24 protein-coding genes and 2 pseudogenes are annotated in these 26,532 nt (G+C 66.6%); 11 read left to right on the top strand and 15 right to left on the bottom strand.

What is annotated here, in order from left to right; translation table 11 throughout:
* Window positions 1–204 precede the first annotated feature (204 nt).
* Window positions 205–813, top strand: a complete 609-nt coding sequence (locus Q7514_RS27205; RefSeq protein ID WP_330136379.1) for a T3SS (YopN, CesT) and YbjN peptide-binding chaperone 1 — start codon at window positions 205–207, stop codon at window positions 811–813.
* A 58-nt stretch (window positions 814–871) separates the two neighbouring features.
* Here the strand turns inward: Q7514_RS27205 and Q7514_RS27200 are convergent.
* A pseudogene (locus tag Q7514_RS27200) lies at window positions 872–2,227 on the bottom strand (zinc ribbon domain-containing protein).
* Between the two features lie 359 nt (window positions 2,228–2,586).
* Here Q7514_RS27200 and Q7514_RS27195 point away from each other — a divergent pair.
* The gene (locus tag Q7514_RS27195) at window positions 2,587–3,357 is read left to right on the top strand and encodes a deoxyribonuclease IV (RefSeq protein WP_330136378.1); all 771 of its coding nucleotides are present in this window, start codon (window positions 2,587–2,589) and stop codon (window positions 3,355–3,357) included.
* Between the two features lie 67 nt (window positions 3,358–3,424).
* Window positions 3,425–3,793 carry a VOC family protein gene (locus Q7514_RS27190; RefSeq protein ID WP_330136377.1) on the top strand — a complete coding sequence of 123 codons (369 nt, stop codon included), beginning with the start codon at window positions 3,425–3,427 and terminating at the stop codon, window positions 3,791–3,793.
* Here Q7514_RS27190 and Q7514_RS27185 read toward each other — a convergent pair.
* From Q7514_RS27185 to Q7514_RS27170, 4 genes are all read right to left on the bottom strand, one after another.
* Window positions 3,772–4,635 (bottom strand): helix-turn-helix domain-containing protein, encoded by an 864-nt coding sequence (locus tag Q7514_RS27185; protein ID WP_241996996.1) that lies wholly within the window; start codon window positions 4,633–4,635, stop codon window positions 3,772–3,774. The genes Q7514_RS27190 and Q7514_RS27185 overlap by 22 nt on opposite strands.
* A gap of 313 nt (window positions 4,636–4,948) precedes the next feature.
* On the bottom strand, window positions 4,949–5,881 hold the full coding sequence (locus Q7514_RS27180; protein ID WP_330136376.1) for an alpha/beta fold hydrolase: 933 nt from the start codon (window positions 5,879–5,881) through the stop codon (window positions 4,949–4,951).
* Window positions 5,878–6,861, bottom strand: a complete 984-nt coding sequence (locus Q7514_RS27175; RefSeq protein WP_330136375.1) for a VOC family protein — start codon at window positions 6,859–6,861, stop codon at window positions 5,878–5,880. The genes Q7514_RS27180 and Q7514_RS27175 overlap by 4 nt, the downstream gene beginning before the upstream one ends.
* Before the next feature lie 18 nt (window positions 6,862–6,879).
* On the bottom strand, window positions 6,880–8,433 hold the full coding sequence (locus Q7514_RS27170; protein ID WP_330136374.1) for an FAD-dependent monooxygenase: 1,554 nt from the start codon (window positions 8,431–8,433) through the stop codon (window positions 6,880–6,882).
* Window positions 8,434–8,561: 128 nt separating this feature from the next.
* Between Q7514_RS27170 and Q7514_RS27165 the strand changes: the two genes are divergently transcribed.
* Window positions 8,562–9,209 (top strand): TetR/AcrR family transcriptional regulator, encoded by a 648-nt coding sequence (locus tag Q7514_RS27165; protein ID WP_330136373.1) that lies wholly within the window; start codon window positions 8,562–8,564, stop codon window positions 9,207–9,209.
* Between the two features lie 327 nt (window positions 9,210–9,536).
* On the opposite strand, the gene Q7514_RS27160 is transcribed toward Q7514_RS27165, so the two are convergent.
* Window positions 9,537–9,773, bottom strand: coding sequence for a hypothetical protein (locus Q7514_RS27160; protein ID WP_064079968.1), 237 nt, complete (start codon window positions 9,771–9,773; stop codon window positions 9,537–9,539).
* The gene (locus Q7514_RS27155; protein ID WP_065923750.1) at window positions 9,770–10,030 is read right to left on the bottom strand and encodes a ribbon-helix-helix domain-containing protein; all 261 of its coding nucleotides are present in this window, start codon (window positions 10,028–10,030) and stop codon (window positions 9,770–9,772) included. Before Q7514_RS27155 ends, Q7514_RS27160 begins: the two co-directional genes overlap by 4 nt.
* A 211-nt stretch (window positions 10,031–10,241) precedes the next feature.
* On the opposite strand from Q7514_RS27155, the gene Q7514_RS33340 reads away from it, so the two are divergent.
* Window positions 10,242–10,730, top strand: coding sequence for a recombinase family protein (locus tag Q7514_RS33340; RefSeq protein ID WP_330136372.1), 489 nt, complete (start codon window positions 10,242–10,244; stop codon window positions 10,728–10,730).
* The gene (locus tag Q7514_RS33335; RefSeq protein WP_330136371.1) at window positions 10,687–11,202 is read left to right on the top strand and encodes a helix-turn-helix domain-containing protein; all 516 of its coding nucleotides are present in this window, start codon (window positions 10,687–10,689) and stop codon (window positions 11,200–11,202) included. The genes Q7514_RS33340 and Q7514_RS33335 overlap by 44 nt, the downstream gene beginning before the upstream one ends.
* 56 nt (window positions 11,203–11,258) lie before the next feature.
* On the opposite strand, the gene Q7514_RS27140 is transcribed toward Q7514_RS33335, so the two are convergent.
* Genes Q7514_RS27140 through Q7514_RS27125 form a run of 4 tightly spaced genes read right to left on the bottom strand, consistent with a single transcriptional unit; the run spans window position 11,259 to window position 17,597 of the window.
* The gene (locus Q7514_RS27140) at window positions 11,259–13,592 is read right to left on the bottom strand and encodes a TniQ family protein (protein WP_330136370.1); all 2,334 of its coding nucleotides are present in this window, start codon (window positions 13,590–13,592) and stop codon (window positions 11,259–11,261) included.
* Window positions 13,589–14,692: an ATP-binding protein gene (locus Q7514_RS27135; protein WP_330136369.1), complete on the bottom strand. Its 1,104-nt coding sequence runs from the start codon at window positions 14,690–14,692 to the stop codon at window positions 13,589–13,591. Before Q7514_RS27135 ends, Q7514_RS27140 begins: the two co-directional genes overlap by 4 nt.
* Entirely contained in the window at window positions 14,689–16,827 is a 2,139-nt protein-coding gene (locus tag Q7514_RS27130) for a transposase (RefSeq protein WP_330136368.1), read from the bottom strand. Before Q7514_RS27130 ends, Q7514_RS27135 begins: the two co-directional genes overlap by 4 nt.
* Window positions 16,824–17,597 carry a TnsA-like heteromeric transposase endonuclease subunit gene (locus Q7514_RS27125; RefSeq protein ID WP_330136367.1) on the bottom strand — a complete coding sequence of 258 codons (774 nt, stop codon included), beginning with the start codon at window positions 17,595–17,597 and terminating at the stop codon, window positions 16,824–16,826. The genes Q7514_RS27130 and Q7514_RS27125 overlap by 4 nt, the downstream gene beginning before the upstream one ends.
* A gap of 213 nt (window positions 17,598–17,810) precedes the next feature.
* Between Q7514_RS27125 and Q7514_RS27120 the strand changes: the two genes are divergently transcribed.
* The gene (locus tag Q7514_RS27120; RefSeq protein WP_330136366.1) at window positions 17,811–18,536 is read left to right on the top strand and encodes an SDR family NAD(P)-dependent oxidoreductase; all 726 of its coding nucleotides are present in this window, start codon (window positions 17,811–17,813) and stop codon (window positions 18,534–18,536) included.
* Here Q7514_RS27120 and Q7514_RS27115 read toward each other — a convergent pair.
* Genes Q7514_RS27115 through Q7514_RS27105 form a run of 3 tightly spaced genes read right to left on the bottom strand, consistent with a single transcriptional unit; the run spans window position 18,515 to window position 20,645 of the window.
* A complete protein-coding gene (locus tag Q7514_RS27115) occupies window positions 18,515–19,159 on the bottom strand; it encodes a TetR/AcrR family transcriptional regulator (protein ID WP_330136365.1) in 645 nt (214 codons plus the stop codon). The two genes, Q7514_RS27120 and Q7514_RS27115, sit on opposite strands and share 22 nt — an antisense overlap.
* Window positions 19,156–19,911, bottom strand: coding sequence for an ABC transporter permease (locus Q7514_RS27110; RefSeq protein WP_330136364.1), 756 nt, complete (start codon window positions 19,909–19,911; stop codon window positions 19,156–19,158). The genes Q7514_RS27115 and Q7514_RS27110 overlap by 4 nt, the downstream gene beginning before the upstream one ends.
* Before the next feature lie 2 nt (window positions 19,912–19,913).
* Entirely contained in the window at window positions 19,914–20,645 is a 732-nt protein-coding gene (locus Q7514_RS27105) for an ABC transporter ATP-binding protein (RefSeq protein ID WP_330136363.1), read from the bottom strand.
* 125 nt (window positions 20,646–20,770) lie between these two features.
* Here Q7514_RS27105 and Q7514_RS27100 point away from each other — a divergent pair, with 125 nt between their 5' ends.
* The 3 genes from Q7514_RS27100 (at window position 20,771) to Q7514_RS27090 (ending at window position 23,846) form a co-directional block, all read left to right on the top strand.
* Window positions 20,771–21,349 (top strand): AMIN-like domain-containing (lipo)protein, encoded by a 579-nt coding sequence (locus Q7514_RS27100; RefSeq protein WP_330136362.1) that lies wholly within the window; start codon window positions 20,771–20,773, stop codon window positions 21,347–21,349.
* A 77-nt stretch (window positions 21,350–21,426) separates the two neighbouring features.
* Window positions 21,427–23,328, top strand: a complete 1,902-nt coding sequence (locus Q7514_RS27095; RefSeq protein ID WP_330136361.1) for an ABC transporter ATP-binding protein — start codon at window positions 21,427–21,429, stop codon at window positions 23,326–23,328.
* Window positions 23,325–23,846, top strand: a complete 522-nt coding sequence (locus tag Q7514_RS27090) for a mycothiol transferase (protein WP_330136360.1) — start codon at window positions 23,325–23,327, stop codon at window positions 23,844–23,846. Before Q7514_RS27095 ends, Q7514_RS27090 begins: the two co-directional genes overlap by 4 nt.
* 21 nt (window positions 23,847–23,867) lie before the next feature.
* Here the strand turns inward: Q7514_RS27090 and Q7514_RS27085 are convergent, their stop codons facing one another.
* Window positions 23,868–25,742 (bottom strand): DEAD/DEAH box helicase, encoded by a 1,875-nt coding sequence (locus Q7514_RS27085; protein ID WP_330136359.1) that lies wholly within the window; start codon window positions 25,740–25,742, stop codon window positions 23,868–23,870.
* Between the two features lie 201 nt (window positions 25,743–25,943).
* On the opposite strand from Q7514_RS27085, the pseudogene Q7514_RS27080 reads away from it, so the two are divergent.
* Window positions 25,944–26,509, top strand: a pseudogene (locus tag Q7514_RS27080) (hypothetical protein); the annotation flags it as partial.
* Window positions 26,510–26,532: the final 23 nt, after the last annotated feature.

The following is a 26,532-nucleotide window of genomic DNA, read 5'->3' as shown; positions in this document are numbered from 1 at the left end:
GGAAGCAGACCCCACCGCTTTCGAGCGCTCGTCAGTCCTGCTCACCGGAACACAGCACCCGCACGAAACTTCCTCCCGTTGCCCGGCGTGCCGTGGGTCGTGAGGCAACGGAAAGCCGGACGACCGGGGGAAAGTTACGCAGTGGCGACACCGGCTAGGCTTCCAGCAGACACCCGGACCGCAGGCACCACAAGCGAGGGCAGCATGAGCGAGCACAACCACGGCCAGGACACCACGGCTCCCGAGCCCCTTCGCATCGACGGCGCGCTGGCGGTCGCAACCGAGGAGTACACCCAGCTCCGCGACCTGGCGATCCGCGCGCTCAGCGAACTGCTCGGCAGCGCACCGGAGACCGACGAGGACGGCGACATCGCGATTCCCGTCCACGGGTTCGGCGTGTACGTGACGGTCGCGGAGGACGGCCCGCAGCTGCACATCTGGTCGTCGCTGCTCGGTGATCTCGCCGACCGCTCCAAGGCCGCCGATGAGCTGGCCGACCTGTCGAGCGAGTGGGCGCGTCTGCGTTTCACCATCCAGGACGGGCACCTGCTCGTCTCGACGATCCTCGACGCGGATCCCTTCGCGCCGCAGCATCTCATCAACCTGATCGACGAGATCCACGACCTCACACACGAACTCGACGACGACTTCGCAGCGCGATTCGGCGGTGTCCTCGACTGCGATGCCGACGACACCTCGTATACCGGACCGTGTGGGGGCGGTGGCTGTGGTGAGGGCTGCACGTGCGGCCACGGCGGCGAGGATGCGGGCGACCTCGGTGCGGACATCCCGGTCGGACGGCCCGAGGCGTAATCACTCGGCGCACACCGTTCGCCGCTAGCGTCTACGTAAATCTGATACTTCCTGCCACCTACGTGCCAGGCGGTCCAGATCCACGTTCCTCACGGCTACCCGAGACATCCTGCGATGCCGCGGGCTCGACCGTGTCCCACACCGACGCTTCAGGTGCAGGACGAGACTTCAACGTATTCACCCCCTCAACGGAGGTCGGCCTGGGAACACTACGGCGGACACGGCGATGCCGCGGCCTCCCCGGGGTAGGACCGGTCTTGTCCCGACACTTACGCACCGGCGCATGCTCGGTGGTGCGAATCTCCAGACCCCCAGCACGGGTCCGGACCTCGGTGCCGCGCCCCACCAAGGCTCGTTTGGCGAGGTTCACCCCCGCCACATGATCACGATTCCCACCCACTCGACAGGATTCGCACCACGCATCGTGATATCCCTGTGGCCGGGCAAGTTCCTCGTTGCAGGCCTGGACACAGCGCTGACGACCCGCGGGCGGGGACCGTCACCACCACCGCACCCACGCGGGCCGCGGTGTGGGTCAGCGCATCGGCGGCCTTGCGGCGCGCGGACTGCGCCGCCCGGTTGTTGTTCACCCGGCCACGCCCACGAGGTTCGAGGGTCGCGAGATCTTCGACCGCGATCACCGTCGCGCAGCGGCGACCGCATAGTCGGTGACCTGACGAGCGAAATGAAACGCCAACTCCCGATTGATCTTGCCGCGCTTCGCACCGACGGCGGTGCGGTTCGCGTCGAGCACCGCGATCTTGCCGTCGAGTTCCACTCGTACCTGTGGTGGCGCGTTCTCGGCCAGTTGGCGCAGGCGGGCGACCTTGCGGTGCAGGAATTGGCCTTCGGTCTGCAGGCGGGCCGCAGCCGCTCGGGCTGCGCTGTATCCGAGGTCACCTCATCGCCCCTGCGGGTACGGGCGACCAGCTGCCGCCGCACACCGCGGGCGAACCCCGACGGCACAGACACTTCCCCACCGGCCGGCGGGGCGATGTGTCCGGTGGCGGGATCGAACCGGGCCGACAGCGACGCGATCGCAGTGTCGCGGTAAGTCAAGGTCCGTAGCGTCGCGGTGGCCTGTGCGGTGACCACCCGCGACACCCGCGACGGCACATAGCACCCGTCGGGGTAGGTGGGGGGTCCAACCGAGACGAGAGGCGACGGCGTGCCCGTGTTTCGGCAGTGCCCGGCCCTCGCGGTCGCGGCCGGCGGCGAGGGTGTCGAAGGTGGTGGGGTGCCATAGCCCGGTGAGTAGTTCGGTTTCGGCGCCGGTGATCAGGTCGAGTAGCCACCCGACGCGAACATCGATGTCGTCGAGTCCGATCGGGTCGCCGGTTGTGTCGTCGACCGCCACATGGGGGCGGGTGGTGAACGCGAACTGACGCCGCTCGGTCGGGTCGGTGCCGGTCATCGCGTCCCCCTTTTACCCCCCGTTGCGGGCAGCATTCAGGCTGCTGCACGTGTTGCTTTCCGGCAGTGCCGGTGTGAGGTGTCGGCGGTGACGGTATCGCGGGGTACCGACATGTTCTGTTCGGCCCGCACCGCGGCGTCCCGGACGTGCGCGACGGGGTCGTGCCGGGATACACGAGGGTTGTTTCTGCGATACTGCGGCGATCGGAATCGGGTCGACGAATAGGGAATGTGAACTTACGCTACGCAGGATGCTGCGGTATTCCGTGGTCTCCTCGAGGGGCGAAGGAGGTCGGAAGAAGTATCGGTGAGTGTGAGGGAGTATTGGATTTCTCGTCGACTGTTGTGAGACTGGAGGGCATGAGGATAGGTGCTCATGTCCGTCAGGACGACGATCCCATCGGCCAGGGCGAACGGCTCGGCGCAGATCTGGTGCAGCTGTTCCTGTCGGACCCGCAGAAATGGCACACGCCGGGCGAGCATCCTCGTACCGAGCAGATACTCGCGTCCGAGATCGACGTCGTGGTGCACTCGCCGTACGTCATCAACGTGGCGAGCCTGAACAACCGGCTTCGTATGCCGTCACGCAAAGCCGTCGCCGAGCACGCGGACGCCGCGGCGAAGATCGGCGCCTTCGGCCTCGTCGTACACGGCGGGCACGTCCGTGACGGCGAGAGCGTGGCCTCCGGCGTCCAGAACTGGCGCAAACTGTTCGAACGACAAGAGGACAAGGGCGGGTTCGCGGTGCCGATCCTCGTCGAGAACACCGCCGGCGGAGATTTCGCGATGGCCCGCTACATCGACGCCATCGGCCGGCTGTGGGATGTGATCGGAGACTACGACGTCGGGTTCTGCCTCGACACATGCCACGCGTGGGCGGCAGGTGAGGATCTCGTCGACGCCGTCGAACGAGTGCGTGCGCTGATCGGTCGCATCGATCTCGTGCATCTGAACAACTCTCGCGACGAGTTCGATTCCGCCCGCGACCGCCACGCGAATCTCGCCGACGGCACTATCGACCCGCAGTTGCTCGCCGAGGTCGCGTTGAAGGCGAATGCGCCGGTGATCCTGGAGACCCCCGCGGGCGGACTCGCCGACGACATCGCCTACCTGCGTGAGCAGACATCCTGATCGGTTGCTACCGATCCGGCGACTGTCGCCGTGATGAATTCCGGTCTCCCGTGCGGTCTACCCGAGCATGACCATGACAACGAAAGTGCTGAGCGTGTCGGTTCCGGTGGCCGACCAGGACGCCGCCCTGAAGTTCTACACCGAGGTACTGGGGTGTGAACTCCGCACCGACATCGAGATCTGGCCTGGTGCACGGCTGGTCGAGGTCGCGCCGCCCGGTTCGGAGGTCTCGCTGCTGCTCCTCCCGCGAGACAGCGAGATCCCGGTCGCAACCCGCTTGGGCACTTCCGATGCGCGAGCCGCGCACGACGCGATCCGCTCGTCCGGGACCACCCTGCACAACGACGATCTGATCCGGATGGAGGGCGTGCCGGCGATGTTCTCCTTCGCCGACCCCGACGGCAACGGCCTGGTCTATCTGGAGGACAACTCGTGAACACCCAGAACGCGTAACAACGCGAGCGACTCCGCAGCGTGTGTACCGGGTGCAGCCGAATACACGATGACCGATTGGTCGACATCCGGGATGTGCAGGGCGTCGCAGTCGAGAACGATCGGGCCCAACGCGGGATGATTCACCGTCTTCGTGTGGTTCCGCCACCCGCCGACGGTGCCCTTGTCCCACAACTCGGCGAAGTGTGCCGACTTGGTCCGTAGTTCGTGCACGAGCGCGCTCGAGCCCGTGTCGTCGGGGTAGCGGGCAGCCGCCGACCGAAGACTCCCGACCGACTGCTGCGCCGTCGCCTCGAATTCTTCCTCGGTGGCACCGACCGTGCTCATCCGAGGATCCGCTGGATCGGGGAGGAACCGCAGTCTGTTGATATTCCGGCGATGCGGTGGCAACGCCGACCAATCACCCTGCAGCGCAGAGGCCATCGCGTTCCACGCGAGGACATCACCCTTCGCGCTCATCACCACGACGGGCAGGTCTGCGAACCGGTCGATCAGGCGCAGCACGCTGGGCCGCACGTGCATGTCGATCACGCCCGGGCCGGGAGGCGCAACACCTGCCAGATGGAACAACTGGTTGCGTCCGTCGAGATCGAGTCGTAGTGCCCTGGCCAGTGCTCCGAGGACCTGCGCTGACGGAACCGATCCGCGTCCCTGTTCGAGTCGGACGACGTAGTCGACACTGATGCCCGCGAGCATCGCCACCTCCTCGCGGCGCAACCCCGGGGTGCGGCGATGCACCCCTGACGGGAGACCGACCTCGCCCGGTGAGATCAGTTCGCGAGCGTGTCGCAGCACTGCCGCCAGTTCGGTGCGGTTGATCGCCATGGAATCCAGCATGACGTCTTGTCGTGGCATATTGTAGGTTCTCGCCGCCGGTGGCATCTTGAGGCGCTGCAACCTGCTGAATTGCCGCTTGTCTCATGGCACGGCCACCGCAATCTGTCTCAATTCCCTGGCATTTCTTCAGCGCTCAGGAAGCAGGCGGGCCGTGCTGATGTCCTGCCGCGACGGGTGATCAGGACGCTGAGCAGTTCGCCGACGTCGGCCGCGCCGAGGTCGACGAGAACATAGCCGTCAAGTTGGTTCTCAAGACGAACGGCGCGGATGCCGCCGGGCGTGCGAATGGTGGCGAGCTTGATCAGGTGTTGTCCTGTCGGGTCCGACGGTCGGACGGCAGGGTCGAAGGTTCGCCGAGAAACAGTTTCGCCTGCTCGACGAAACGCTCGGCTTGCTCGATCTGGATCCAGTGACCAGCGTGCGGCAGGACGTGGAGCTGTGCATTCGGGAGGTTCTCGGCGAGGTAGTAGCCGGCCCGGACCGGCAGCATCCGGTCCTCGCGACCGTGGAGCACCAGTGTCTCGTTCTTAATCTGCGCGAGCGCTTCCTCGCTGTACCCGACCGGGTTGAACGCAGGGTTGAAGGTCGCCAGATGGGAGCGGCGTATGTCGGGCCGGTTGGCTTTTGCAGCTCGGTCCGCCGCGATCTGGTCGAGTTTGCCGGCGAACAGATCGGTGTTGTCGACGAAACGGATGAGCAGGCCGGCCATGGCCTCTGGAGACGGGTCGTCGTAGAAGGTGATGAGCCGCATGAGGTCGTCGGTCGGCTTCATCGGTGCACCGCCGGATCCCATCAGGATCATCCGGTCGACGCGCTCGGGCGCGATCTGTGCGATGCGCAGCGAGATCATGCCGCCCATCGAGTTCCCGATGAAGTGGGCCTTGCCGATGCCCAGTGCGTCGAGCAGGGCGATCAGGGAAGTGGCGCGAAGGTCGGTGTACTCCGGCATTCCACCGGCCGGTGCCGGGTCCGGATGCTCGGAGTCGCCGAAACCGAGGACGTCGGGTGCGATCGCGAAGTAGCCGGCCTCGGCGAACACCGGAAGCAGGTGCTCCCAGTTCGACGGTGCACTGACACCCGGCCCCGAGCCATGGACCAGCACAACGGCCGGGAGCACCCGATCACCGCAGGTGTAGACCCGGAGCCGATGGTCTCCGGCATCAACATCCCGGCTGGTGACCTGCCCGCTGACCATCGCTCCGCTGGCGGCCACGGTGTCACAGGTGGCCCTCACGACTGGACCTCCGCCGCAGCGGCGACGGCCTCGTCGACGGCTGCGCGCTGGAGCTCGTCGCCGCGGTCGGCACTCTCGATGAGCCACTTCCCGAGCTCCCGCGAGTTCTTGTGCCCCCACATCGAAATCGCGTCGTACTGGGTGACTTCCCAGGCTTCGTCGTCCTCGATGATGAGACCGCCCCAGCCGAACTCGACGGCAACACCGGAGGGTGAGTGGGCGTAGAAAGAGAACATCTTGTCGTTCGGGTGCATGCCGAGGGTCATGAGCAGCGGCACGCGGGCCTCGAGGATACGGTCGTAGGCCAGGCCGACGTCCTCGCGGAGGTTGTTCTCGATCAGGAAGTGGTGCAGCTTGAACGGCGCCGGGGCCTCGGCGATCGCGAGGGTGTGGTGGCGGCCGTTGCAGTGGGTGAACGCCGCGTCGATGTAGACGCCGGGCGCCATCTCCTCCTTGATGTAGTCCGACAGCTTGAAGCCGAGGTAGCCGTAGAACTCGAGCATCACGTCGCGCATGCCTTCTCCGCAGAGTAGGAAGATGTGGCCGGCACCCCCTTGCTGGGTCTGGAAGCCGCCGGTGTTGACATCGTTGCGGTAGGGCTCGGTCGCCGCGGCGAGACCGGTGATCAGCTCGACGCGGATCTGTTCCGGGTCGTGGGTGATGAAGACCCGCTGGACTCCGCGCTCGGTTCTGAGCGCTTCGTCGCCCTCGGTGACTTCGTGCCCTTGGGCTCGGAGCAACGCGACGACCTCTTCGAGGTCGGCATCGGACCCGCAGTCGTAACCGACGAACGAGACGTCGTTCTTCGGGCCGCGCTCGATGATGTGGCGGTGGATGCGGTCGTCGATCCGGAATGTGCGGACGTCCTCGGTGTGACGAGCCGGCATCACGCCGAGCAACTGTCCGAGGAAGTCGCTCCAGGCATCGAGGTCGGAGGCCTCGATGCCGACGTACGCGAGTTCTTTGACGGTGGTGGTCATGGTGACTCCTTGCTGTGATCAGAGAGCGGGGATGGAGAGGCCGGTGCTGTCCGCAGCGGCCACGAACCGATCGGGACGTACGACGACCACGCGGGCGCCGTACCTGCGAAGCCAGGCGAGGAGGGTGCCGTCGATGTCGACGACGTCCTCGGGACCCTCGGTGGCCTGGTCTGCGGCGCGCACGGCGACGTACCGGACACCAATCGCATCCCATGAGGTCTTCTCCGCCGGGGACAGGACCGTGGCCGGGTCGACGTTGTCGCCGAGCACGACGAACCCGCTGCCGAGGAGATCGTCGAGCGGCCCGATGAGACCCTGAACGTTGGCCGCACGTGGCTGCGGGATCATCCGCCCGACTGCGCCCTCGGGCATGCCCATCGGATCGGTGGAGATGCCGGTGAACCATCCGGCGGGGTAGGTCGGCGGCCACAACAGCGGCGGCAGCTCGCCGGACTCCTGAGCTGCGGCCAACCCGGCCTGCTCCTCGGGCGTGAGCTCTTGCTTGATGATGCGGCCGAGTTGGATCGAGACGTCGGTGTAGAAGTCGACGTTGGGTCGCCGCTCGGCCTCGTAGGAGTCGAGGATTGTCTCGGGAAAGGTGCCGTCGAGGACGCCGGCCAGCTTCCAGGCGAGGTTGAACGCGTCCCGGATGCCCGACTGCATGCCGGATCCGGCCCACGGGGGCATGAGGTGGGCGGCATCGCCGAGCAGGAAGAGGCGCTCTCCGAGTCGCCACTTCTCGGCAGATCGGATGTGGTGGCTGTAGAACGCCCAGCCGTGGATGTCGATCTCCTCGTGCGAGACGCCGACCGACTCGAGCAAGGGCCAGATCTTCTCGGGGCTGTCGAAGTCGGCGTCGGTCTCGCCCGGGTTGAGTGGGATCTCCCAGCGGTGGTTGTCGCGGCCGAGCGCTATGTCGACGACGGGGCGCTCCTTGTCCGACCAGAAGGTGAGGATGTGGCGGTTGGGCCACCAGCGCTTGACCTTGCCGTCGATGACAACCCAGCGCACATCGAGCGTGTCGCCGAGGAGGTTGATCCCGAGGTGCTCGCGGGTGCGCGCCTCGCCACCGTGACATGCGAGTGCGTAGCGGGCGCGGACGCTCGACTCCTCGTCCGTCACCATGTCTCGGGTCGTCACGGTGACCCCGTCGGCATCCTGGGCGACGTCGACCACAGTCGCGCCGTACTCCACGCGGATCTTGTCGCCGTAGCGCGAGGCGCCGTCGCGCAGCGTCTGCTCGAGCGCGGGTTGGTAGATGGCGTACGAGGTGGCGTGGCCGAGCTCGCCGGGTGGGAACGGTGTGCGGAGCAGCTCGGCGCCGTCGTAGGTGATCCACCGCAGCGCGACTGTCGGGTCCATCTCGGCCTTGGCCTGCTGGTCCAGGCCGACGGACTGGAAGTGGCGCATCGTCCAGTCGTTGACGGTGACGGCGCGAGCCCGGGCGTAGATGTCGTGGTCGCGCTCGAAGGCGATTGCGGTGACCCCGAGCGCGCCCAGCGCGTTCGCGGCCGCGACGCCGGACGGGCCGTATCCGATGATTGCGACGTCGGTGTCGTAATTGGTGCTCATGGCACTCCCTCAAATTCTGGACTGAACGTTCCAGACAGAAGTCTGTGGCCCCGATTACACTCGCAGGGATCACGCCTGTCAAGAGTTCTGGAATAGACACTCCAGAAATATCGCCTACACTTCGTCGTGTGCCACCAGCAGCGAAGCGACCGAACAAGCGCATGGCCCAGGGTGCGAGGTCTCGCGACGAGATCCTTGACGCCGCCTCCCGGATGATGGCCACCCGCGGATTCGAAGGAACGAGCGTCGCCGACATCGCCCGCGAGTCAGGCCTGCCGAACAGCTCGATCTACTGGCACTTCAACTCCAAGGCCGGCATCCTCGCGGCGGTGATGGAGCGGGGCGCGGAGCGCTTCTTCGCCGACGTACGACCGTCGCCGGCACTGCCGGACGAGACTGCGGACGCCCACCTGCACCGAGCTCTGCGCGGCGTCGGCGAGGTTTTCGTCGCCCACCCGGAATTCTTGCGGCTGTTCGTCATCCTGTTGTTGGGCAACGAGTCCGACGACATCAGGGAGATCGTGCACCGGGTGCGTGAGCGCGGACGTCAGAGCCTGAACACCTTGCTCCAGGCGACCCTCGGGTCATGGGGTGAGGCGACGGCCGCCCGTGTCAGCGACCGCATCGTCGACTTTGCCCTGGCGGGATTCGACGGCGCCTTCCTTGCCCTGCAGGCCGGTTCTCCGACCTCACACGAAATCCTGATGTCCCAGCTGGCCGACTCCGTCATGGAACTCGCACGCGGCGAACGGGAGGTTCAGCCGACTTCGCGTTGATTCGCGAACGCCGAACCGAACCCCCGACCTCAGTCCGAATTCGAACCCACGTCTCACATCCAGGACCTGACTTTCGGTACGCTCCGCAGAGCCCGGGTGTCGACCGCCAAGCAGAACCTCGCGCAGCAGATCGACGCCGCTCACCAAAGGCGGGAATAGACCCAGGCGAACGTTCTACGTGGACAACAAATCCGGGGCCACCACCGAACGTTCCGGACTGTAGGCGCTGCTCGGCCACGCCCGATGATCGTGGTACATATCCCGCCCCACTCGATCGGATCGTTCGCCTCCAAGGGGCGGATCTCGCACCGGCCGCCGCCGTGATCGCTACAAGAGGTCGAAGTACTGCGAGCGAGCCTTCATGGCATGAATGAGCAGCTCGTTCCCACTGTCGAAGCGCAGGACAACCAGTTCCAGGAGCCGACCGTTGGGGTCGAAACCCAGCCGGAACTCGCGCGCGGGGTTGTCGTCGTCCAGACCAGCGGTATACACGTGATGCTCTGCCGCGTAGATGCCATCGTTTTCGCTGATCCCGTGTTTGAGCGCAGATTTATGCGCCTTCACGCGACCTGGGTCCAGGCACGCACAGCTTCTCGAATCGCCTCGGATCGGGAAACATGCTCCTGCTCGGCACGCGCGTTCAAGGCCTTCAACAATGCCTCGTCCATCCGTACCGGCACCACTGCGCCGGGGCCGTCCCCCACGGTCGGTCGACCGCGTTTGCGCAACTTTTCGACGTCGTAACCGGCCTCGGCCTCGTCTGCCCACTTCTGGATCATCCCGTCCGTGACGGGTGCTCCGTTGATCGTCTCCTCAGCCATATCCATTATCGTAATACGAAATTTGCCTATCGGCCACGGCCCTCAACCCCAGCCCCAGGGACGGTCGATCCGAGTGATACCCGTCGCTCGCGTACTTGCGATCCATCTAACCCGATCCGGATACCGCAAAGGCCCAGGTGGCAGCTCGAAAATAGGCTGTACATTCCGTGTCATAATTACGTACAGATTTAACTTTCGGTACGCTCCGCACATGGAGTTGGGATACGCGCGGGTGTCGACGAGCAAGCAGGACCTCACCCGTCAGATCGACGCGCTCACCAAGGCGGGAATCGACCAGCCGAACATCTACGTGGACAAGAAGTCCGGGGTCAGCACCGACCGACCCGGACTGCAGGCGCTGCTCGGCTACGCCCGCACAGGTGATGTGATCGTGGTGCATACCCTCGACCGGCTTGGCCGCACCGTCCGCGACACCCTGAACCTGATTCACGACCTGCACCAGCGCGGCATCGGATTCCGGAACCTGGCGGACCCGATCCGGATCGACTCGACGAATCCGGACGACCCGATGGCTCAGGTGGCGGTGGTGCTGCTGGCGTTGTTCGGCCAGATGGAACGCACCTACGCGGTCGAACGGGGCTGCGCACGCCCGGACGGTCGCCACCGCCAAGGGCCGACGCACCGGCAGGCCGAGTGTGGTCACCGACGCCCAACTCGCCTACGCCACCCAATTGCGTGACGGCGGCGACACCATCGCGGAGATCACCGACAAGACCGGGCTCACCCGCTCCACCCTCTACCGGCACCTGCCGACCCGGCCGGCGGAGACGCTCACCGCCGAAACTATCACCGCTGAGGAGAAGGCCTCGCCGTCAAGGATTTCGGTGACACCGTCATCGGCGGCCGGACCGCTGGCGTGCCCTACCTGTGGGTATCAGCCCACAACGCCTCGGGACCTTGTTTCGCACCGCGCTGACCTCGCCACCGTCTGGCTGCACCTCGACGATCGCGGCGAACCGCACGAGGCGCGCCACTGCGCCCGCTGCCAACCGCACGGGCACGTCCTGGTGACCAACTGCTCCCGGTGCGGCGACGGCCCCCTGGTCACCGGCTCGCCCGGCGAAGACCTGCTCGAACCGATCCTCAACTGGCTCGAGGGTCACGGATGGACCACCCTCCCCGAACTCGTCTGCGGCCAGCACAACCGGTGACTGCCGACTAGGCGAAAGACGGATCCCGACGACGCGATCGATGCAAGTTGCCCTGATCAGTGCGACTCGCTCAGGTGACGTGCACGGCCGGCGTCGCGTGGTGTGCGAATCGGGATGCCGTACTGCTTCGCGATCCGGCTCATCCGCGGCACGCTGCGTCCCACCTCGTGCCCGAGTTCCCGCAGTGTTCGTCGCTGGGTGACGTACTGGTCGTGGAACCATGCCGGATCGACTGGCGGCCCTCCGACGGTCGGGGTGATGCCGTGGTGTCGTGCCAGCCGGCCTGCCGATTTCCTGCTGACGCCGATCATCGCGGCGATCTCGGCGAGGGTGCGGCGCTGTACGCAGTAGAGGTCGACGAACTGTGACCGGCTCAAGGCCTCCTCGGCCGCGGCCTGGGCGGCACGTCGTCCGGACCGCTCTGCGGTCATGGGCGATGCGGGTGCGGGATGGTTTTCGAGGAGGTGGCGGATGACATCGAGGGTGGTGCCCAGTTGCCGCGCGATCTCGGACAGGGAGGTGTGTTCGTGACGGGTCAGGTCGTGGAGGGCGGCGAGGGCCACGGCGCCCGGATCGGGTCCGGGTAGGTCGAGCCCGTCGAGTAGATGCAGGGGTGGATGCCAGTAGACCGGTTCCTCGTCCAGTCCGTGGTCGTCGAGGAACCGCCGGGCCGCCGCAGCGAGTAACGCGGCCAGGGCGGGGGTGAGTGTGCGCGGGAACTCGGCCCGTTTCGCGCGGACGTCGTAATCGTCTGCGAGGAATGGGGACTGGGACGCGGGGAGCCCGCTGAGTCGTTCGAATAGCAGGCAGCGGGCGAAGTCCGCCTTCTGGCCGGCGCCGGGCGGTGTTCCGGTCCGGCGGCAGATCTTGTGCCACAGGTCGTCGGGCAGCAGTGCGCGATGGTCCAGTTGTCGGCGTCGGTCGTAGTCGATCGGGGGCGGCTCCGCGGCGAGGTGGTCCGCCAGCCGGGTCAGTGCGGTCAGGGTGTCGTCCCAGTGTGGGGAGTTCCGAAGGCATGCCAGCGTGCGGGTGACCCCGTCCGCTCGGACCGCCGATCCCAGGCGGTCGGTGGTCTCGCCGAGCCTGACTGTGGTGCCCACCAGCATCAGAGCTGCCGACAGGGCCGGTCGGACCTGCTCCGGACTGCACGGGGCCACCGTGAATCGCAGTGACCATTCCGGCCAGAGCAGGGTCGGGATGCGGCGGGCAGCAGCGTCTACCGCGACAGCACTCGTCGACGGGTAGCTCGGGAGGGCGGCGGCGCTGCGGTACCGCAACTGATCGACGGCGCGGACGAACAGCGGCCGCAACGCGGCGAGCTGGATGGCCGCCAACATCGTACTGGTGGCGCTGCCCCACTCGCACATGGTTCCGGCGTCGACAGGCAGCCCCAGACGCCGGCCGCCGTGCACCAGCCACCGCAATGCCTCGCCGGCACCGGCGATGTCGGGCCGATCCAGCACCGTCATGGCCGTGGTCACCGCGGCGGAGGTGGCGATCGCCCCGTCGGCCCCCGACAGCTCCGATCCGCCCAACGCTGGGGCTTCCGACGCGGTGGACGAGCGAATCCGGGCCAATGCGTCGGCGAGATCGGCGGGAACTCGCTCGGCGATCTCCTCGATGCTGCCGTAGACGAGGACGCGGGATGCGATGGCGTGCAGATCGGCCAGCACCACGCGGGCCGCGACGAAGTGGTCGGCGTACACACCGAAGGTGCCCCGGCCGACGGAGAGGACATCGAGCACGCGTTGCTGGGCCCGGATCGCCGGGTGATCCGGACGCAACCGCATCACCGGTGCCGATGTCAGATCCGCACCGCACCGGATGAGCCCACACGGGCGAGCGGTGTCCGCACTGCGGTGGGCGCAGCGGCCCGGACTCGGCACGACCTCCCGTAGGGGACGGCTGCACCGTTGGAAGCTTTCACAGCGCGGGCAAGTGTCCGCCAGCAGACAGTGGTGCTTGGTGCAGGCGAAGACGCACCCCAGCCGCCACTGCAGTTGCCACCGACCACCGGACTCGGCGAGGCAGTCCGGGCAGTACCGGGATCGGCGCCCGCGACCCCAAGGGAAGCCCACAGTGGATCGTCCCTTCCGGCCGTTCAGCGACAGGGCGACCCCGTCGTATCGGGACAACGTCATCGCCTCGACAACGGCCGCGGGCAGATCCGCCGCCGCGGCGATGGCGCCCGCGTCATTCGGGCGCAGGTGCATCGGCCACAGGTTCGGACGCCGAACCCTGCCAGCGGCAGTGCTGTCGTCGGAGCGCAGGGCCATGTCCAGGTCGACGAACGGCGTCCCGGTGCGGTGCGCGATGGCCTCGAGCCAGGAATCGATCGCCTCCCCGGGCAGCGGGGCCACCCGGATCGGCAGGGACCGCACCCCGGTCATCGACGGCGCTGTGTCGGCCGGGTGGTGATGCGGCGCGCCTCGAGGGCGGCCTGCAGTTCGCGCCGCGCGGCCTCGGCGTCCTCGTCGTTGCTGACGGTGTCGAGAACCTCGGCATTCAGGCGTTCGCGTCCGGTCCCGACGGCGCGGTGGCAGCCGCGGTTGATCAGCACCATCAGCGACCCGATGTGTCCGGTGCTGCGGGCGAACAGGTAGTCCGACAGGTCGTCGGCGAGCATGCCCGGGTACTTGTCGGCGAGAACCAAGCCCTGCTCGATCGCCAGCAGCATCGTCCGCCATTCGCGGCGCCCGGTGTCGGTGTCGATGACGAACGGCCGCATCCCCACCAGCGTGGTGCGCCGCGCCGTCTGGGCCTCGGCGAACAGGCCCCGTTCGGCGAGCTTGACCCCGATGAACACCACGGTGACCGGGAACTCGTTGGCGATGTATTTGAAGTGGTTGCTGATCTCCACGCCGCTGGTGGCGTGCATGCGCAGGAAATGCAGATCATCGACCACCAGAAGTCTTGTCTCACAGGAGGTCACGCAGTCCAGGGTGCGGCGGGACAGGTCGGCGCTGGTGCCGCGGGTGATCCCGGGGTGGGCGTAGAACTCGAGCATCGCCCGGTTGAACTCCTTGAGGCCGGTGTTGCCGGTCAACCCGACCCGGCACACCGGCCACCGCTGGTGCCCGTCGCGGGTGTGGGTGCCCTTGATCCGGATCTCGCGGAGGTGGAACGCCTTGGCGAAGGCCAGCATCGATGTCGTCTTGCCCAGGCCGGGGTAGGCGTCGATCGCGACCGCACCCTTGGCCTTGTCGCCGAACTGGAGGTTGCTGTCGACCACGGTCGACAGCTGCTCGTGCAGCGCGGTCAGTTGCGGGGTCCGGATCGGGCCCAGGTTCGCGTGCCACAGCTGCCGAAAATGGTTGTAGACCTCGGCGTCGTCCGCGCTGAGCGCTCTCAGTTGCGTGCGGGTCAGCACCTGCGGCGCGACCAGGGAAGGGGCGTCGGCGAAATCGCGCCACCCTTCCTTGCGGGAGAGCGCCACGTTGCCCAGCGGCGCGTAGTCCTGCAGGTGCTGCCGGATCAGTGCGATCGTCACAGGTACTCCAGCGCATCGGCGTAGAAGCCGTCATCGTCGGGCCGGTCCGGCTCGTCCTCGGCGTCGTCGTCACCGATGTCGATGTCGCTCCGCGCGGTGTTGACCGCTGTCGCGCCATCGCGCGCTCCCGGCACGGGCTCGGTCACCTCGTGCGGACCCGGTGGTGGCTCGAGGTCGAGCGCTGCGTCCTCGCGGGCCATACGCAATGCCATGCGCCGCTCGGTCGTGCTCGACCCGAGGCCGAGATTCCACCGCTCCAGCAGGTCGGCGACCGCGATCCGGTCGTCGGGGTAGGTGTACTTCGCCTTCGCCAACCGGCGCGCGAACGCCAACGCGTCCTCACTGAGCGGCATCTGCATCGACCGGGCGTGCTCCCACTCGAGCGGGTACCACCGCCGGGAGGCGGGATCCCGCAGGTAGATCCGGGTGATGTCGTCCGGGTCGACGTGCAGTGGCCACCACCGGCCCTTGCCCTTTCCCCGGTCCGGGTACGGGCTGGCACCGTCGCGGCACCCGGGCGGCAGGTCGCCGTTATAGCGGCGGCCGTGCACCTCGAACCCGTAGTGCTGGAGGGTGCGCCACTCCACCTTGAGGAATTCGTACCCCAGGTCCGGGTCGCGCGGGACCTCGATGTAGCCGGCGCGGGCGATGCCGTGCTCGAACATCGCCGCCGGCGACATCTTCACCGACGGCAGATGCGGATCGAGCAGGCTCTCGTGCGGCCGGTGGTGGTACACCACCGCCACCCACTCGCGGATGATCGCCTCCAACTCGTCGAGGTAGAAGAACGCCTCCGACTCCGGCGCCACCCCACGCGAATGCAGGTCCGGGCCCTTGTATCCGGGCAGCGCCTGCAACAGGTCCTCCCGGATGGTGCGGAAGAACCGCTCCACCGGCCCCTTGTCGCGGCCGGTCCGCAGCCGGGCCGGCTGGATCGAGATCCCCATCCGCTGACACACACTGGTCAGATGTTCGGAGACATAGATCTTTCCGTGGTCGATCACGATGGTCTCCGGCGCCAGTGCCGGAGACGCCGTCCCGGCGATCGGCCCGTCGATCGCGTCGGGGTCGATCAGCAGGGACCGGGGAATCCCGTGCTCGGGCCACACCGCGTGCGCGGGCCAGTCCTTGCCCGCCGGTCGCGGCCGGAACGCCTGATACAGCGTGGCGGCGGCGTCGACCGCCTTCGTCGACACCGGTGTGAGCCGGATCCCGACGACACAGCGTGTGTACCAGTCCATCCCGACCGTTAATTCCGTCTGCACCCACCGCAGTGTCACCGGGTCCAGGGCGAACACGTCCAGCCGGGTGGTGTCCATCAACAGGTACTCGCCCGGTCGGGTCGGGCGCAGCTTCCCGTATGGCTCGTCCGGTCGGGTCGCGATGTCCCGGTTGCGTTTGGTGCTCAACCGGAACGTCGGGTGTCGCCGCTCCAGATCCTCGAGTATCCGAAACGCAGTCGCGCGCGAGGGCAGCTTCACCACGCCCGCCCCGAACCGGGCCACCACCCGGGCGTTCGCCCGTTCGATCACCATCGTCCGTGACGGTCGCGACTGATCGGTGTGCTCGACCATCACCTCCAGAGCGGTCTCGACCCACCGGTCATCGGTTCTCGTTGAGCTCACTGATGAAGGGTCGCGCCGCACCGCCAGCCCGGCCTCGCCGAACTTCTGGAACTTGCCGACCCAGCGCTCGATTGTGCGAACTCCGAGCCCCAATTCGGCCGCTTTCGCGGCGTAGCGGTCCGACAGCGCGACATTCTCGCTGTATTGGGTGCGTGGCTCGTCGGGGTCGGCGATCAGCGGGTTTCCGGACCGATATCCGGTAAGCACCTCACGCACATGGGCTGCTCGCGCGGTGAGTTGCTCCTGCTCGGTCGTGGTCAGCTGGGTCAGCACCACGCCGGCGACTTCCTGATCGTCGTCGCTCGCCGGGCCGGGACCGGTTGGGATCACCCGGGCGCGCTCGCATGCCAGGAGTTCCTTCAGCGCGAAGCGTCGATACTGCCGGCCGGTCGCGTCCTTGACGACGACCTCGTTCCCGGCTGCGGTCGACAGCATCTCTACCACCTCGACGGTCTCACCGTCATAGAGGAACCGAGTCCCGACACCGACCCGCACACCCGCGCCCGTCACGAACGCATTCCCAGCACGGTCCGCGAGGTCAAGGTTTTGCTCAAGTCGACCGTGAAATGGTGCCGCCACAACAGGTGCAGGACAGCCGATCGCACGACGGGTTCCGGCTGGCCTGGCAGGCACCGGACGGCCTCACCGAGCGTGGCGCCGTGAAGGTCGACCGATCGCAGGCCCGCCAGCAAGTCGTCATCGAACAGCCAGTCACGGCGATATCCGGCCAGGAATCGGACATTATTCAACTCCGGCTCTGCCGGTTCGCTGGCAATCTGGTACCGCCAACCACGTGACTCCACCACCAGTCGCGTCCACGCAAAGGTCAGCGCAACCTGCGGCTTCGCCAGCCGACGAGCGGGTTTCACGTCGACAACCATCGGACCGTCATCGCTCATCAGTAGGTAGTCCGGCACGTGCCGTCGTCGCGCGCCCGCCACGTCGGCTTCGAGCAGGAACGGCTGAGCGAGAATGCGCCGCACCGAGCGATCGAAATCTGCCAGCAGCAGCCGAGCCAACTCCAGCCGCGACTCGTAGATCACCAGCGCCCGCTCCGTACTGGACCAGTAGGCGCCGGAATAGTGCTTCTGACCGTGGTACCAGCGGAACGTTCGCCACGGTGTAGCGGCGTCGACCAGCTCTTCCGGCGAGACATCGCCCCAATCAACTTCTGATTCAACACCATCCGTCTTACGGCGGACGCTCGCCACAACAGAGGTCGGATGCGGATCAAGATCAACGGCCATCAGGAACCTCGATACCGAAGCGGGCCGCACCACCGCAGCCCTTCACCATCGATCATCAACCCTGGTGATCCGTTGACCCGACATTCGGCTGGGCGTGTCTCACGACAATGGCGGATCCGCCATCTGCCCGCTGCTCACTGTGAGATTCCGCCACGGTCCTCGAGACCCTACACATATGGGTAGTACGGTCCATCCCACGATCGTCCGGCCCTGGTACAACGCGAACCAGCGGGCGACCGTGATGACATGACCACTCACAATGCATCCACAGTCCTCGTCACCGGCGCCACCGGAGGCCTCGGCGCCGAAACCTGCCGTCGTCTTGCCGCCGCCGGACACACCGTCTGGATGGGCGTGCGGACTCTCGAAGCCGGCTACGACGTTGCGGGGAAGATCAGAGTCGACAGCCCCGACGCCGATGTCCGCGTCGTCGAACTCGATGTCACGAGCGACGACTCGGTCACTGCCGCCTACCGGGCGGTGTCCGAGTCCGGCACCGGTCTCGATGTTCTCGTCAACAACGCCGGTATCGCGGGCCGTGTCGCTGCACCCACCGACACCGTCCCCACCGATTTCCTTCCGGTGTTCGGTGTGAACCTGCTCGGGCCGGTCCGCGTGACCCACATCTTCCTGCCGCTACTCGCGCAGTCCCCGTCGCCGCGGTTGGTGATGGTGTCGAGCGGGATGGGCTCGTTCGCCGTGACGAACGATCCCGCGCGGATCGAATCGACGTTGCACGGGCTGGTGTATCCGTCGTCGAAGGCGGCCTTGAACATGGTGGCAACGATGTATGCCAAAGCACTTCCGAGTATTCGGGTCGTGGCTGTCGATCCCGGCTACACGGCCACCGCACTCAACGGCTTCTCCGGCACCCAATCGGTCGAGGACGGCACCGACGCGATCGTCGAGGCGTGTACCGCCGATTCACCGGCGGGGATGTTCATCGACCGTCACGGACCCGTGCCGTGGTGATCCGATCCGGCGCCGTCGGGTAGCTCACCCGTGAGATAGCGTTGAACTGTCGGCGCGATGATCTCGATGAGTTGCTCGGACGGCAGCGACGCCAACGGCTCGAACCCGAGAACATAGCGCACCAGCATCACCCCCGTCATCTGGGTTGCCACCAATTCGGCGCGCAACCGGCCGGTGCCTTCGGGCAGGTCGATCCTGCCGAGGAGCGGTTCGAGCGCGACCTCGAGCAGGAACGTCCGGATCAGTCCGGTGTCGCCGCCCGCGATCTGCGCGCGGAACATCGCCACTGCCGCGTCGCGGTGCGGGGACTCCCACACTCCGATCAGTGCGGAGGCGAGTGCATGACCGAGTTCCTCGACCGGCGTCTCGTACACCGGCGCGAGAACATCTCGAGGATCGACGGGCAGCGCGATGGATGCGGTGAACAGCTCCATCTTCGTGCCGAAGTAATGGTGTACGAGCGCTGGATCCACACCTGCGCGTGCCGCCACTGCCCGCACGGTCGTCTTGTCGAACCCGTTGGAGGCGAACAACTCCCGCGCCGAGACGAGGATCGACTCGCGGGCACCCGAGTTGCCGGGGCGCCGGCCCGGACGCCGTGTGCCGGGCGATTCGGTGGTCACTCCGTCCGCCGACGCAGTGTCGCAGCGCCGAACGCAAGGGCTGCCGCGGCGAAAGCAGCAACGACGATGAGGTCACGCACCATGACGGCGGTGGTCCCCGGGTACTGGGTGATCTCCTGCAACGCCTCCACCGCGTAGCTGAGCGGGAGCACGTTGCTGATCCAGCGGAGCCAGTCCGGCAGTTGGTCGCGCGGAACGAGCAGACCGCACAGCAGGAACTGCGGGATGACGAGCACCGGCATGAATTGCACGGCTTGAAATTCGGTGCGGGCGAAGGCGCTACACAGCAATCCCAGCGACACACCGAGCACCGCGACCAGCACTGCCGTCACGAGCACCCATGCCACCGACCCTGCGCTGGTGACGCCGAGCAGCCAGAACGCCACGGCGCATGCAAGCCCGGCCTGGAGTGCCGCTGCGAGGGAGAACGCGCTGCCGTATCCGGCAAGCAGGTCGAGTTTCGTCAACGGTGTGGTGAGAAGCCGCTCGAGTGTGCCCGAGCTTCGCTCGCGCTGCATCGCAATGGACGTGACCAGGAACATCACGACGAACGGCAGGATCCCGAGCATGGTCACGGCGATCCGATCGAACAGCGAGAAGCCGCCCGGCCCGACAGGTGCGTTCTGGTACATGAAGTACAGCAGGATCATCAGCAGGCTCGGCACGAACACGATCATGGCGACCGTGCGGTGGTCGGATCTGAGCTGCCGAAGGATACGGGTGGTGGTGGAGGCATAGATGAGGGCGCTCATGATCATGCTCCCGTCGAGGTTCGGATCAGGCGGAGGAAGGCATTTTCGAGGCTCGGCTCGCCGGTCCGATCGCGTAGTTCGCCCGGCGTGAGCTGCGCGATCAATCGGCCGTCTCGGAGCAGGACCAGTTCGTCGCAGTGGTCGGCCTCATCCATGACGTGGCTGGAGACGAGCAGGGTGGTGCCGCGCGCAGCCAGGGTTCGGAAGTGTTCCCACAGTTCGGCACGCAGGACCGGATCGAGGCCGACGGTGGGCTCGTCGAGTACGAGCAGCTCAGGGTCTCCGACGAGGGAACACGCGAGCGACAGGCGCCCGAGCTGACCTCCCGAGAGAGCACTCGCGGCATTGCGTGCATGGTCCGTCAGTCCGACGGCGGCGATCGTGTCGGCGACGGCGGAGCCTCGTCTGCCGTAGAGCGCAGCGAAGTAGGAGACGTTCTCGGTGACCGACAGATCGAGGTACACGCTCGGAGCCTGGGTGACGTACCCGACGCGTCGGCGCAGGTCTGCGGAACCGGCGGGTTTCCCGAGCACGGTGACACTGCCGGATTCGACGATCTGAGTGCCGACGATCGACCGCATCAGGGTGGTCTTTCCACAACCCGAGGGGCCGAGCAACCCGGTGATCGATCCTCGGCCGACCTTCACGTTCACATCTACGAGCGCTCGGTGAGTACCGCGGCGGACCTGCAGATCACGGACGTCTACGGCGAAGGATTCGGAAGCGACATTCATGGCGCACTCAATTCATCGAGTGTTGAAATCATCGTGTGTTGAATTGTGTAACTCGGGCCCGCCCGCGTCAATACCTTCATCGCGCCTCCCTCGATCCCGCCAAATCACGCCGTATCATGAGGCGCATGCTTCGCACCCGTCACGCCCTCGCCGTCACTGCCGCCGCGTTGGTTCTTGCGGGGTGCACCGCCAACGGGGACCCCGTGCCCGATCCCGCCGCGTCCATCGAGACGCAGGTCGAATCTCCGGATGCTCCGGCGACCACCCCGACCGACACAGCCGACAAGGTCTCCCCCGCGGGGGACGGCGCGAAGCTCACGGTCACCGATATCCGCACCGGCAGGCATGACGGCTTCGACCGTGTCGTCTACGAACTGGGCGGGGAGGGCACGCCCGGTTGGCGTGTCGGCTACGTCGACGAGGCGGTCCAGGACGGCAGCGGCAACGAGATCCCACTCGCGGGAGGCGCCGTGATCCAGGTACTCATAGACGGATCCGCGTATCCGTTCGACAGTGGTGTCGAGCCGTACTCGGGCCCCAACCCGGTTCTCGGCTCGCCGGGCGGCTCGGTGGTGGAGGTCAACGGCTCGGGCGTGTTCGAGGGCGTGACGCAGTCGTTCATCGGAGTGTCCGCCCCAGAGACGCCGTTCTCCGTCTCTGCCCTCACCGATCCCACACGTCTGGTGATCGACGTGGCGAACTAGCCCTCCCCCGCGCCTACGCTTGACCTCGAGCGCACTCGAGGTCTTAGCGTCGAGCGCGACACAAGGAGGGCTCACCCATGAGCATGGAAGTCACGGCGTGGAACGCGATGTACAACGCGATGCACGCCGAGAGCGACCGACGCCCGTTCTCGCGCGCAACAATGCGCAGGATCGGCGCATTCGCCCGGCCACATCGGCGCAACATCATCGCGTACTTGATCCTGAGTGTGCTCATCGCAGCACTCGGGGTGGCGACACCGGTCCTCGCCGGCCGTGTCATCGACGCGATCGTCGACAACGCCGCGCTGTCGGTCATCGTATGGCTGGCGGTCATCATCGCCGCGATCGCGCTGGTCGAGGCAGGCCTGGGCATCGTCAATCGGTGGCTGTCGTCCAGCATCGGTGAAGACCTGATTCTCGATCTGCGCACAACGGTCTTCGATCATGTGCAGCGCATGCCGATCGCGTTCTTCACCCGCACTCGCACCGGTGCGCTGGTCTCGCGATTGAACAACGACGTGATAGGTGCGCAGCGCGCGTTCAGCGACACGCTGTCGGGTGTCGCCGGAAACGTCGTCACGCTGGTGATCACTCTTGTCGTCATGTTCGGCATCTCGTGGCAGATCACCCTGCTGGCGCTGCTGCTGTTGCCGATCTTCATCATTCCCGCACGCACGATGGGCGCGAAGCTGGCTCAGCTGAGCCGCGAAGCGGCCAACCACAATTCGGTGATGAACACACAGATGACCGAGCGATTCTCGGCACCCGGCGCGACGCTGGTCAAGCTGTTCGGTCGCCCCGCCCACGAATCGTCCGAGTTCGCGGTGCGCGCACGACGCGTCCGCAACATCGGTGTTCGCACTGCGATGCTCCAGACCGTGTTCGTGACCGCCCTGACGCTCGTCTCTGCACTCGCGCTCGCACTGGTCTACGGACTCGGCGGCTTCTACGCGCTACGTGGACAGCTCGATCCGGGTTCGGTCGTGGCGATGGCGATGTTGCTCACCCGCCTGTACTCCCCGCTGACCGCGCTGGCCAGCGCGCGGATGGACGTGATGAGCGCGCTGGTGAGCTTCGAGCGGGTCTTCGAAATCCTCGACCTGACGCCACTGATCCGCGAGATCCCCGACGCGAAACCCGTTCCGGACGGCCCGGTCGCAGTGGAGGTGCGCGATGTGGGTTTCGCATATCCGTCGGCCGACAAGGTGTCGCTCGCATCGCTCGAAGAGGTCGCGGTGCTCGACTCGCGCGGCGGCGAGACGGTGCTGCACGACGTGTCGTTCCGCGTCGAGCCGGGCGAGATGGTCGCGCTCGTCGGATCCTCGGGAGCGGGGAAATCGACCATTGCGCAGCTGATCCCGCGGTTGTACGACGTCGACACGGGAGCCGTGCTGCTCAGCGACACGGACGTGAGGACGCTGACTGCGGATTCGATACGGGAGACGGTCGGCCTCGTGACGCAGGACGGCCACCTGTTCCACGACACGGTCCGCGGGAATCTGCTGCTGGCCCGGCCCGAGGCCACCGAGGAGCAGGTATGGGACGCACTACGCCGCGCCCGGCTCGACGAACTGATCCGGAGCCTGCCGAGTGGTCTCGACACCGTCGTCGGGGAACGCGGTTACCGCCTCTCGGGTGGTGAGCGTCAGCGATTGACCATCGCGCGTCTGCTGCTGGCACAACCGCGCGTGGTGATTCTCGACGAAGCGACCGCGCATCTGGATTCGACGTCGGAAGCCGCCGTGCAGGAAGCACTCACCGAGGCACTCGCAGGGCGCACATCGGTCGTGATCGCGCACCGTTTGTCGACGATTCGGGCGGCCGATCAGATTCTCGTGGTCGAGGCCGGGCGCATCGTCGAACGCGGCGGGCACCAGGAGTTGCTCGCGGCCGGAGGACGCTACGCCGAGCTGTATCGCACCCAATTCGCAGATTCCGGACCGAAGTCGTCCGCGAATGCGCCGATACTTCAGGCATGACCACACAGACCGACCGAGAAACCGAACTGCTGCTGACGATCCTAGGAAACCAGTTCGCCGGACTACACGGATCGTTGTCCGGTCTGACAGCGGAACAGGCGCGCAGTATCCCGAGTGCGTCGGCGATGAGCTTGGCGGCGCTGCTCAACCACCTGATCGACGGTCTCGAAGCGACCATCGACCGGATCTCCGGTGAGCAGAGCCGCGCCTCCGACCCGGTCGCCGCGTGGATGGCCGGATGGGAGGTCGACGACGAAGAGTCCGTCGCCGACCAGGTCGCGCGCCTCGACGCCACAGCCGGTCGTTTCGCGGCAAGGCTGCGCGCGGAACCCGACCTCGACCGCGTCGTCGACATTCCCGCGGGGGCCGCAGTCTGGCTCGATCAGGGCGTGCCGTTCACCGTGCGGTTCCTGGTCCTGCACCAGGTCGAGGAGTGGGCCCGGCATGCCGGCCACGCAGACATCATCCGGGAATCGATCGACGGCGCCACCGCCGATGTTCTGGCGGAGGCGCCGTGATCGATACCCTGTGAACGACTTTCAGTCGCGATAGCCGCCGCGACCACCGCGGTCGCTGCGATCGCTCCGGTGAGTGAAGTCGCCGCTGCTGCCGTAGTCCTTGCGGCCACCGCGACGATCGCCGCCGCGGTCTCCGCGGTCGCCTCCGCGTCGGTCTCCACCTCGACGATCGCCACCGCGATCACCGCCGCGGTACGACGCGGGACGTCCGCCCGGCGCACCGGTGTCGCGCTGAAGCTGGATCAGCACACCGGAGATCCGTGTGGCGCGCAGCGCCTCGAGGGCCTGCTGCGGAAGGTCCTTGGGGAGCTCGACGAGGCTGTGATCGGCGCGGATGCTGATATGCCCGAAGTCGCCGCGGCGCAGGCCACCTTCGTTGGCGATCGCACCGACGATCGCGCCCGGTTGCACGCGATGGCGCTTGCCCACCGCGATGCGGTAGGTCGCCATCTCCTGGCCGTCGCGACCGACCTTCGGTCCGTCGTCGAAACGGCGGGGCGGACGCTCGCGGGGTTCACGCTCGCGGCGAGCCGGGGCGACGGGCTCCGGCTGTTCCTCCATGAGGAACGAGTCGCCGTCGCGCGACAGCACGGCCAGCGCAGCGGCGATGTCGGCGAGCGGGACATCGTGTTCGCGCTCGTAGTCCTCGATGAATGTGCGGAACAGCTGCAGGTGCTCGGAGGTCAGCGCCTCGGTGATCGAGTCGTTGAACTTGGCCACACGCTGTGCGTTGACATCGTCGACGCTGGGTAGCTGGATCTCGGTGACCGGCTGGCGGGTGGCCCGTTCGATCGCCTTGAGCAGGTGCCGCTCGCGCGGCGCCACGAACAGCAGTGCGTCGCCGCTGCGTCCCGCACGACCGGTACGGCCGATGCGGTGCACATACGACTCGGTGTCGTGGGGGATGTCGTAGTTGACGACGTGGCTGATGCGTTCCACGTCGAGTCCGCGGGCCGCGACGTCGGTCGCGACCAGAATGTCGAGCGCTCCGCTCTTGAGCTGACCGATGGTCCGCTCACGTTGCGCCTGCACGATGTCGCCGTTGATCGCCGCGGCGGAGAAGCCTCGGGCACGGAGCCGTTCTGCCAGATCTTCGGTGGCCTGCTTCGTGCGAACGAAGATGATCATCGCCTCGAACGACTCGACCTCGAGGATCCGCGTCAACGCATCGAGCTTGCGCTGGTGCGACACGAGCACCCAGCGCTGGGTGGTGTTGGAGGAGGTCGTGGTCTTCGACTTGACCGTGATCTCCTGCGGATTGTTCAGGTACTGCTTCGACAGCCGGCGAATTGCGCCGGGCATCGTCGCCGAGAACAACGCGACCTGCTTGGTGTCGGGGGTGTCGGCAAGAATCCGCTCGACATCCTCCTGGAAGCCCATCGTGAGCATCTCGTCGGCCTCGTCGAGGACGAGGAATTCGAGTTCCGAGATGTCGAGGGTGCCCTTGGAAAGGTGATCGATCACACGTCCGGGGGTGCCGACGATGACCTGCGCACCGCGGCGCAGCCCGGAGAGCTGGACACCGTAGGCCTGGCCGCCGTAGATGGGCAGCACATGCAGGCCCGGGATGTGCGACGAATACTTACCGAAAGCCTCCGCTACCTGCAGCGCGAGTTCTCGGGTGGGCGCGAGCACGAGCGCCTGGGGCCGCTTCTTCGAGGTGTCGATCCGGGAGAGGATGGGCACTGCGAACGCGGCAGTCTTGCCGGTGCCGGTCTGAGCGAGACCGACGACGTCCCGACCCTCCAGCAGTGGTGGGATGGTTGCCGCCTGAATCGGCGACGGGGACTCATAACCCACGTCCGAAAGAGCCTTCAGCACACGGTCGTCGATGTCGAGATCGGCAAACGTGAGGGATGCGGTCTCCTGGTCGGGGGCGTCTTGAATTTCACTCATTTGACCAGCAGTTTATCGGATGGCGCGGCGATTCCGCGCCACACCCACGCAAGAGTGTGCCGAAACACGCCCCGAGCAGTCGTGTGTCGGCACTCATGAGTCCCCTCGATCTGCGACTCTACCCGCTGGTAGAACAAGTGGAGCGCGCCCACCGTCGCCGCTCGGAAACAGCACCCGCGCCGAGAGAGAAGAGTCGCCATCGTGTCGGATTCGATCGCTGTCCCGACCCACTGGTACAACGTCGCCGGGGATCTGCCTGTTGCTCCGCCGCCGCACCTGCACCCGGGCACCCGGGAACCGATCTCTGCGGACGACCTCGCTCCGCTCTTCGCCTCCGGCCTGATCGAGCAGGAGCTTTCGACCGAGACGGACATCGAGATCCCCGAGCCGATCCGCGAGGTGTACGGAACGTACCGTACGACCCCACTGATCCGCGCCCGATCGTTCGAGAAGGCACTCACCACACCCGCCCGCATCTACGTGAAATACGAAGGTGTGAGCCCGGTCGGTAGCCACAAGGTGAGACGCAGGCCGACGTCGTCTTCGGGTGCGCCGGGGGTGGCTCCAACCTCGCCGGTCTGGCGTTTCCGTTCATCCGGGAGGTCCTCCGCGACCGCGCTGACACCCGCGTCGTCGCGGTCGAGCCTGCGGCCTGCTCGTCCATCACCCAGGGTGAGTACCGCTACGACCACGGCGACATCGTGGGTCTGACCCTGCTGCTGAAGATGCACACGCTGGGCCAGGACTTCATCCCGGATCCGATCCACGATCACTCCTATCTGTCCGGCGA

The organism is Rhodococcus artemisiae (assembly GCF_036327795.1).
Classification (GTDB): domain Bacteria; phylum Actinomycetota; class Actinomycetes; order Mycobacteriales; family Mycobacteriaceae; genus Rhodococcus; species Rhodococcus artemisiae.
This window is presented reverse-complemented; position numbering and strand designations above follow the sequence as displayed.

Bases quoted from the DNA above. Each gene is read 5' to 3' on its own strand.
- Q7514_RS27140 (WP_330136370.1), bottom strand. From the start codon at position 13,592: ATGACCGGGGTGCGGTCCCTGCCGATCCGGGTGGCCCCGCTGCCCGGG.
- Q7514_RS33340 (WP_330136372.1), top strand. From the start codon at position 10,242: ATGGAGTTGGGATACGCGCGGGTGTCGACGAGCAAGCAGGACCTCACC.
- Q7514_RS27170 (WP_330136374.1), bottom strand. From the start codon at position 8,433: ATGAGCACCAATTACGACACCGACGTCGCAATCATCGGATACGGCCCG.
- Q7514_RS27100 (WP_330136362.1), top strand. From the start codon at position 20,771: ATGCTTCGCACCCGTCACGCCCTCGCCGTCACTGCCGCCGCGTTGGTT.
- Q7514_RS27105 (WP_330136363.1), bottom strand. From the start codon at position 20,645: ATGAATGTCGCTTCCGAATCCTTCGCCGTAGACGTCCGTGATCTGCAG.
- Q7514_RS27085 (WP_330136359.1), bottom strand. From the start codon at position 25,742: ATGAGTGAAATTCAAGACGCCCCCGACCAGGAGACCGCATCCCTCACG.
- Q7514_RS27175 (WP_330136375.1), bottom strand. From the start codon at position 6,861: ATGACCACCACCGTCAAAGAACTCGCGTACGTCGGCATCGAGGCCTCC.
- Q7514_RS27090 (WP_330136360.1), top strand. From the start codon at position 23,325: ATGACCACACAGACCGACCGAGAAACCGAACTGCTGCTGACGATCCTA.
- Q7514_RS27205 (WP_330136379.1), top strand. From the start codon at position 205: ATGAGCGAGCACAACCACGGCCAGGACACCACGGCTCCCGAGCCCCTT.
- Q7514_RS27190 (WP_330136377.1), top strand. From the start codon at position 3,425: ATGACCATGACAACGAAAGTGCTGAGCGTGTCGGTTCCGGTGGCCGAC.
- Q7514_RS27185 (WP_241996996.1), bottom strand. From the start codon at position 4,635: ATGGCGATCAACCGCACCGAACTGGCGGCAGTGCTGCGACACGCTCGC.
- Q7514_RS27155 (WP_065923750.1), bottom strand. From the start codon at position 10,030: ATGGCTGAGGAGACGATCAACGGAGCACCCGTCACGGACGGGATGATC.
- Q7514_RS27195 (WP_330136378.1), top strand. From the start codon at position 2,587: ATGAGGATAGGTGCTCATGTCCGTCAGGACGACGATCCCATCGGCCAG.
- Q7514_RS27095 (WP_330136361.1), top strand. From the start codon at position 21,427: ATGAGCATGGAAGTCACGGCGTGGAACGCGATGTACAACGCGATGCAC.
- Q7514_RS27110 (WP_330136364.1), bottom strand. From the start codon at position 19,911: ATGAGCGCCCTCATCTATGCCTCCACCACCACCCGTATCCTTCGGCAG.
- Q7514_RS27120 (WP_330136366.1), top strand. From the start codon at position 17,811: ATGACCACTCACAATGCATCCACAGTCCTCGTCACCGGCGCCACCGGA.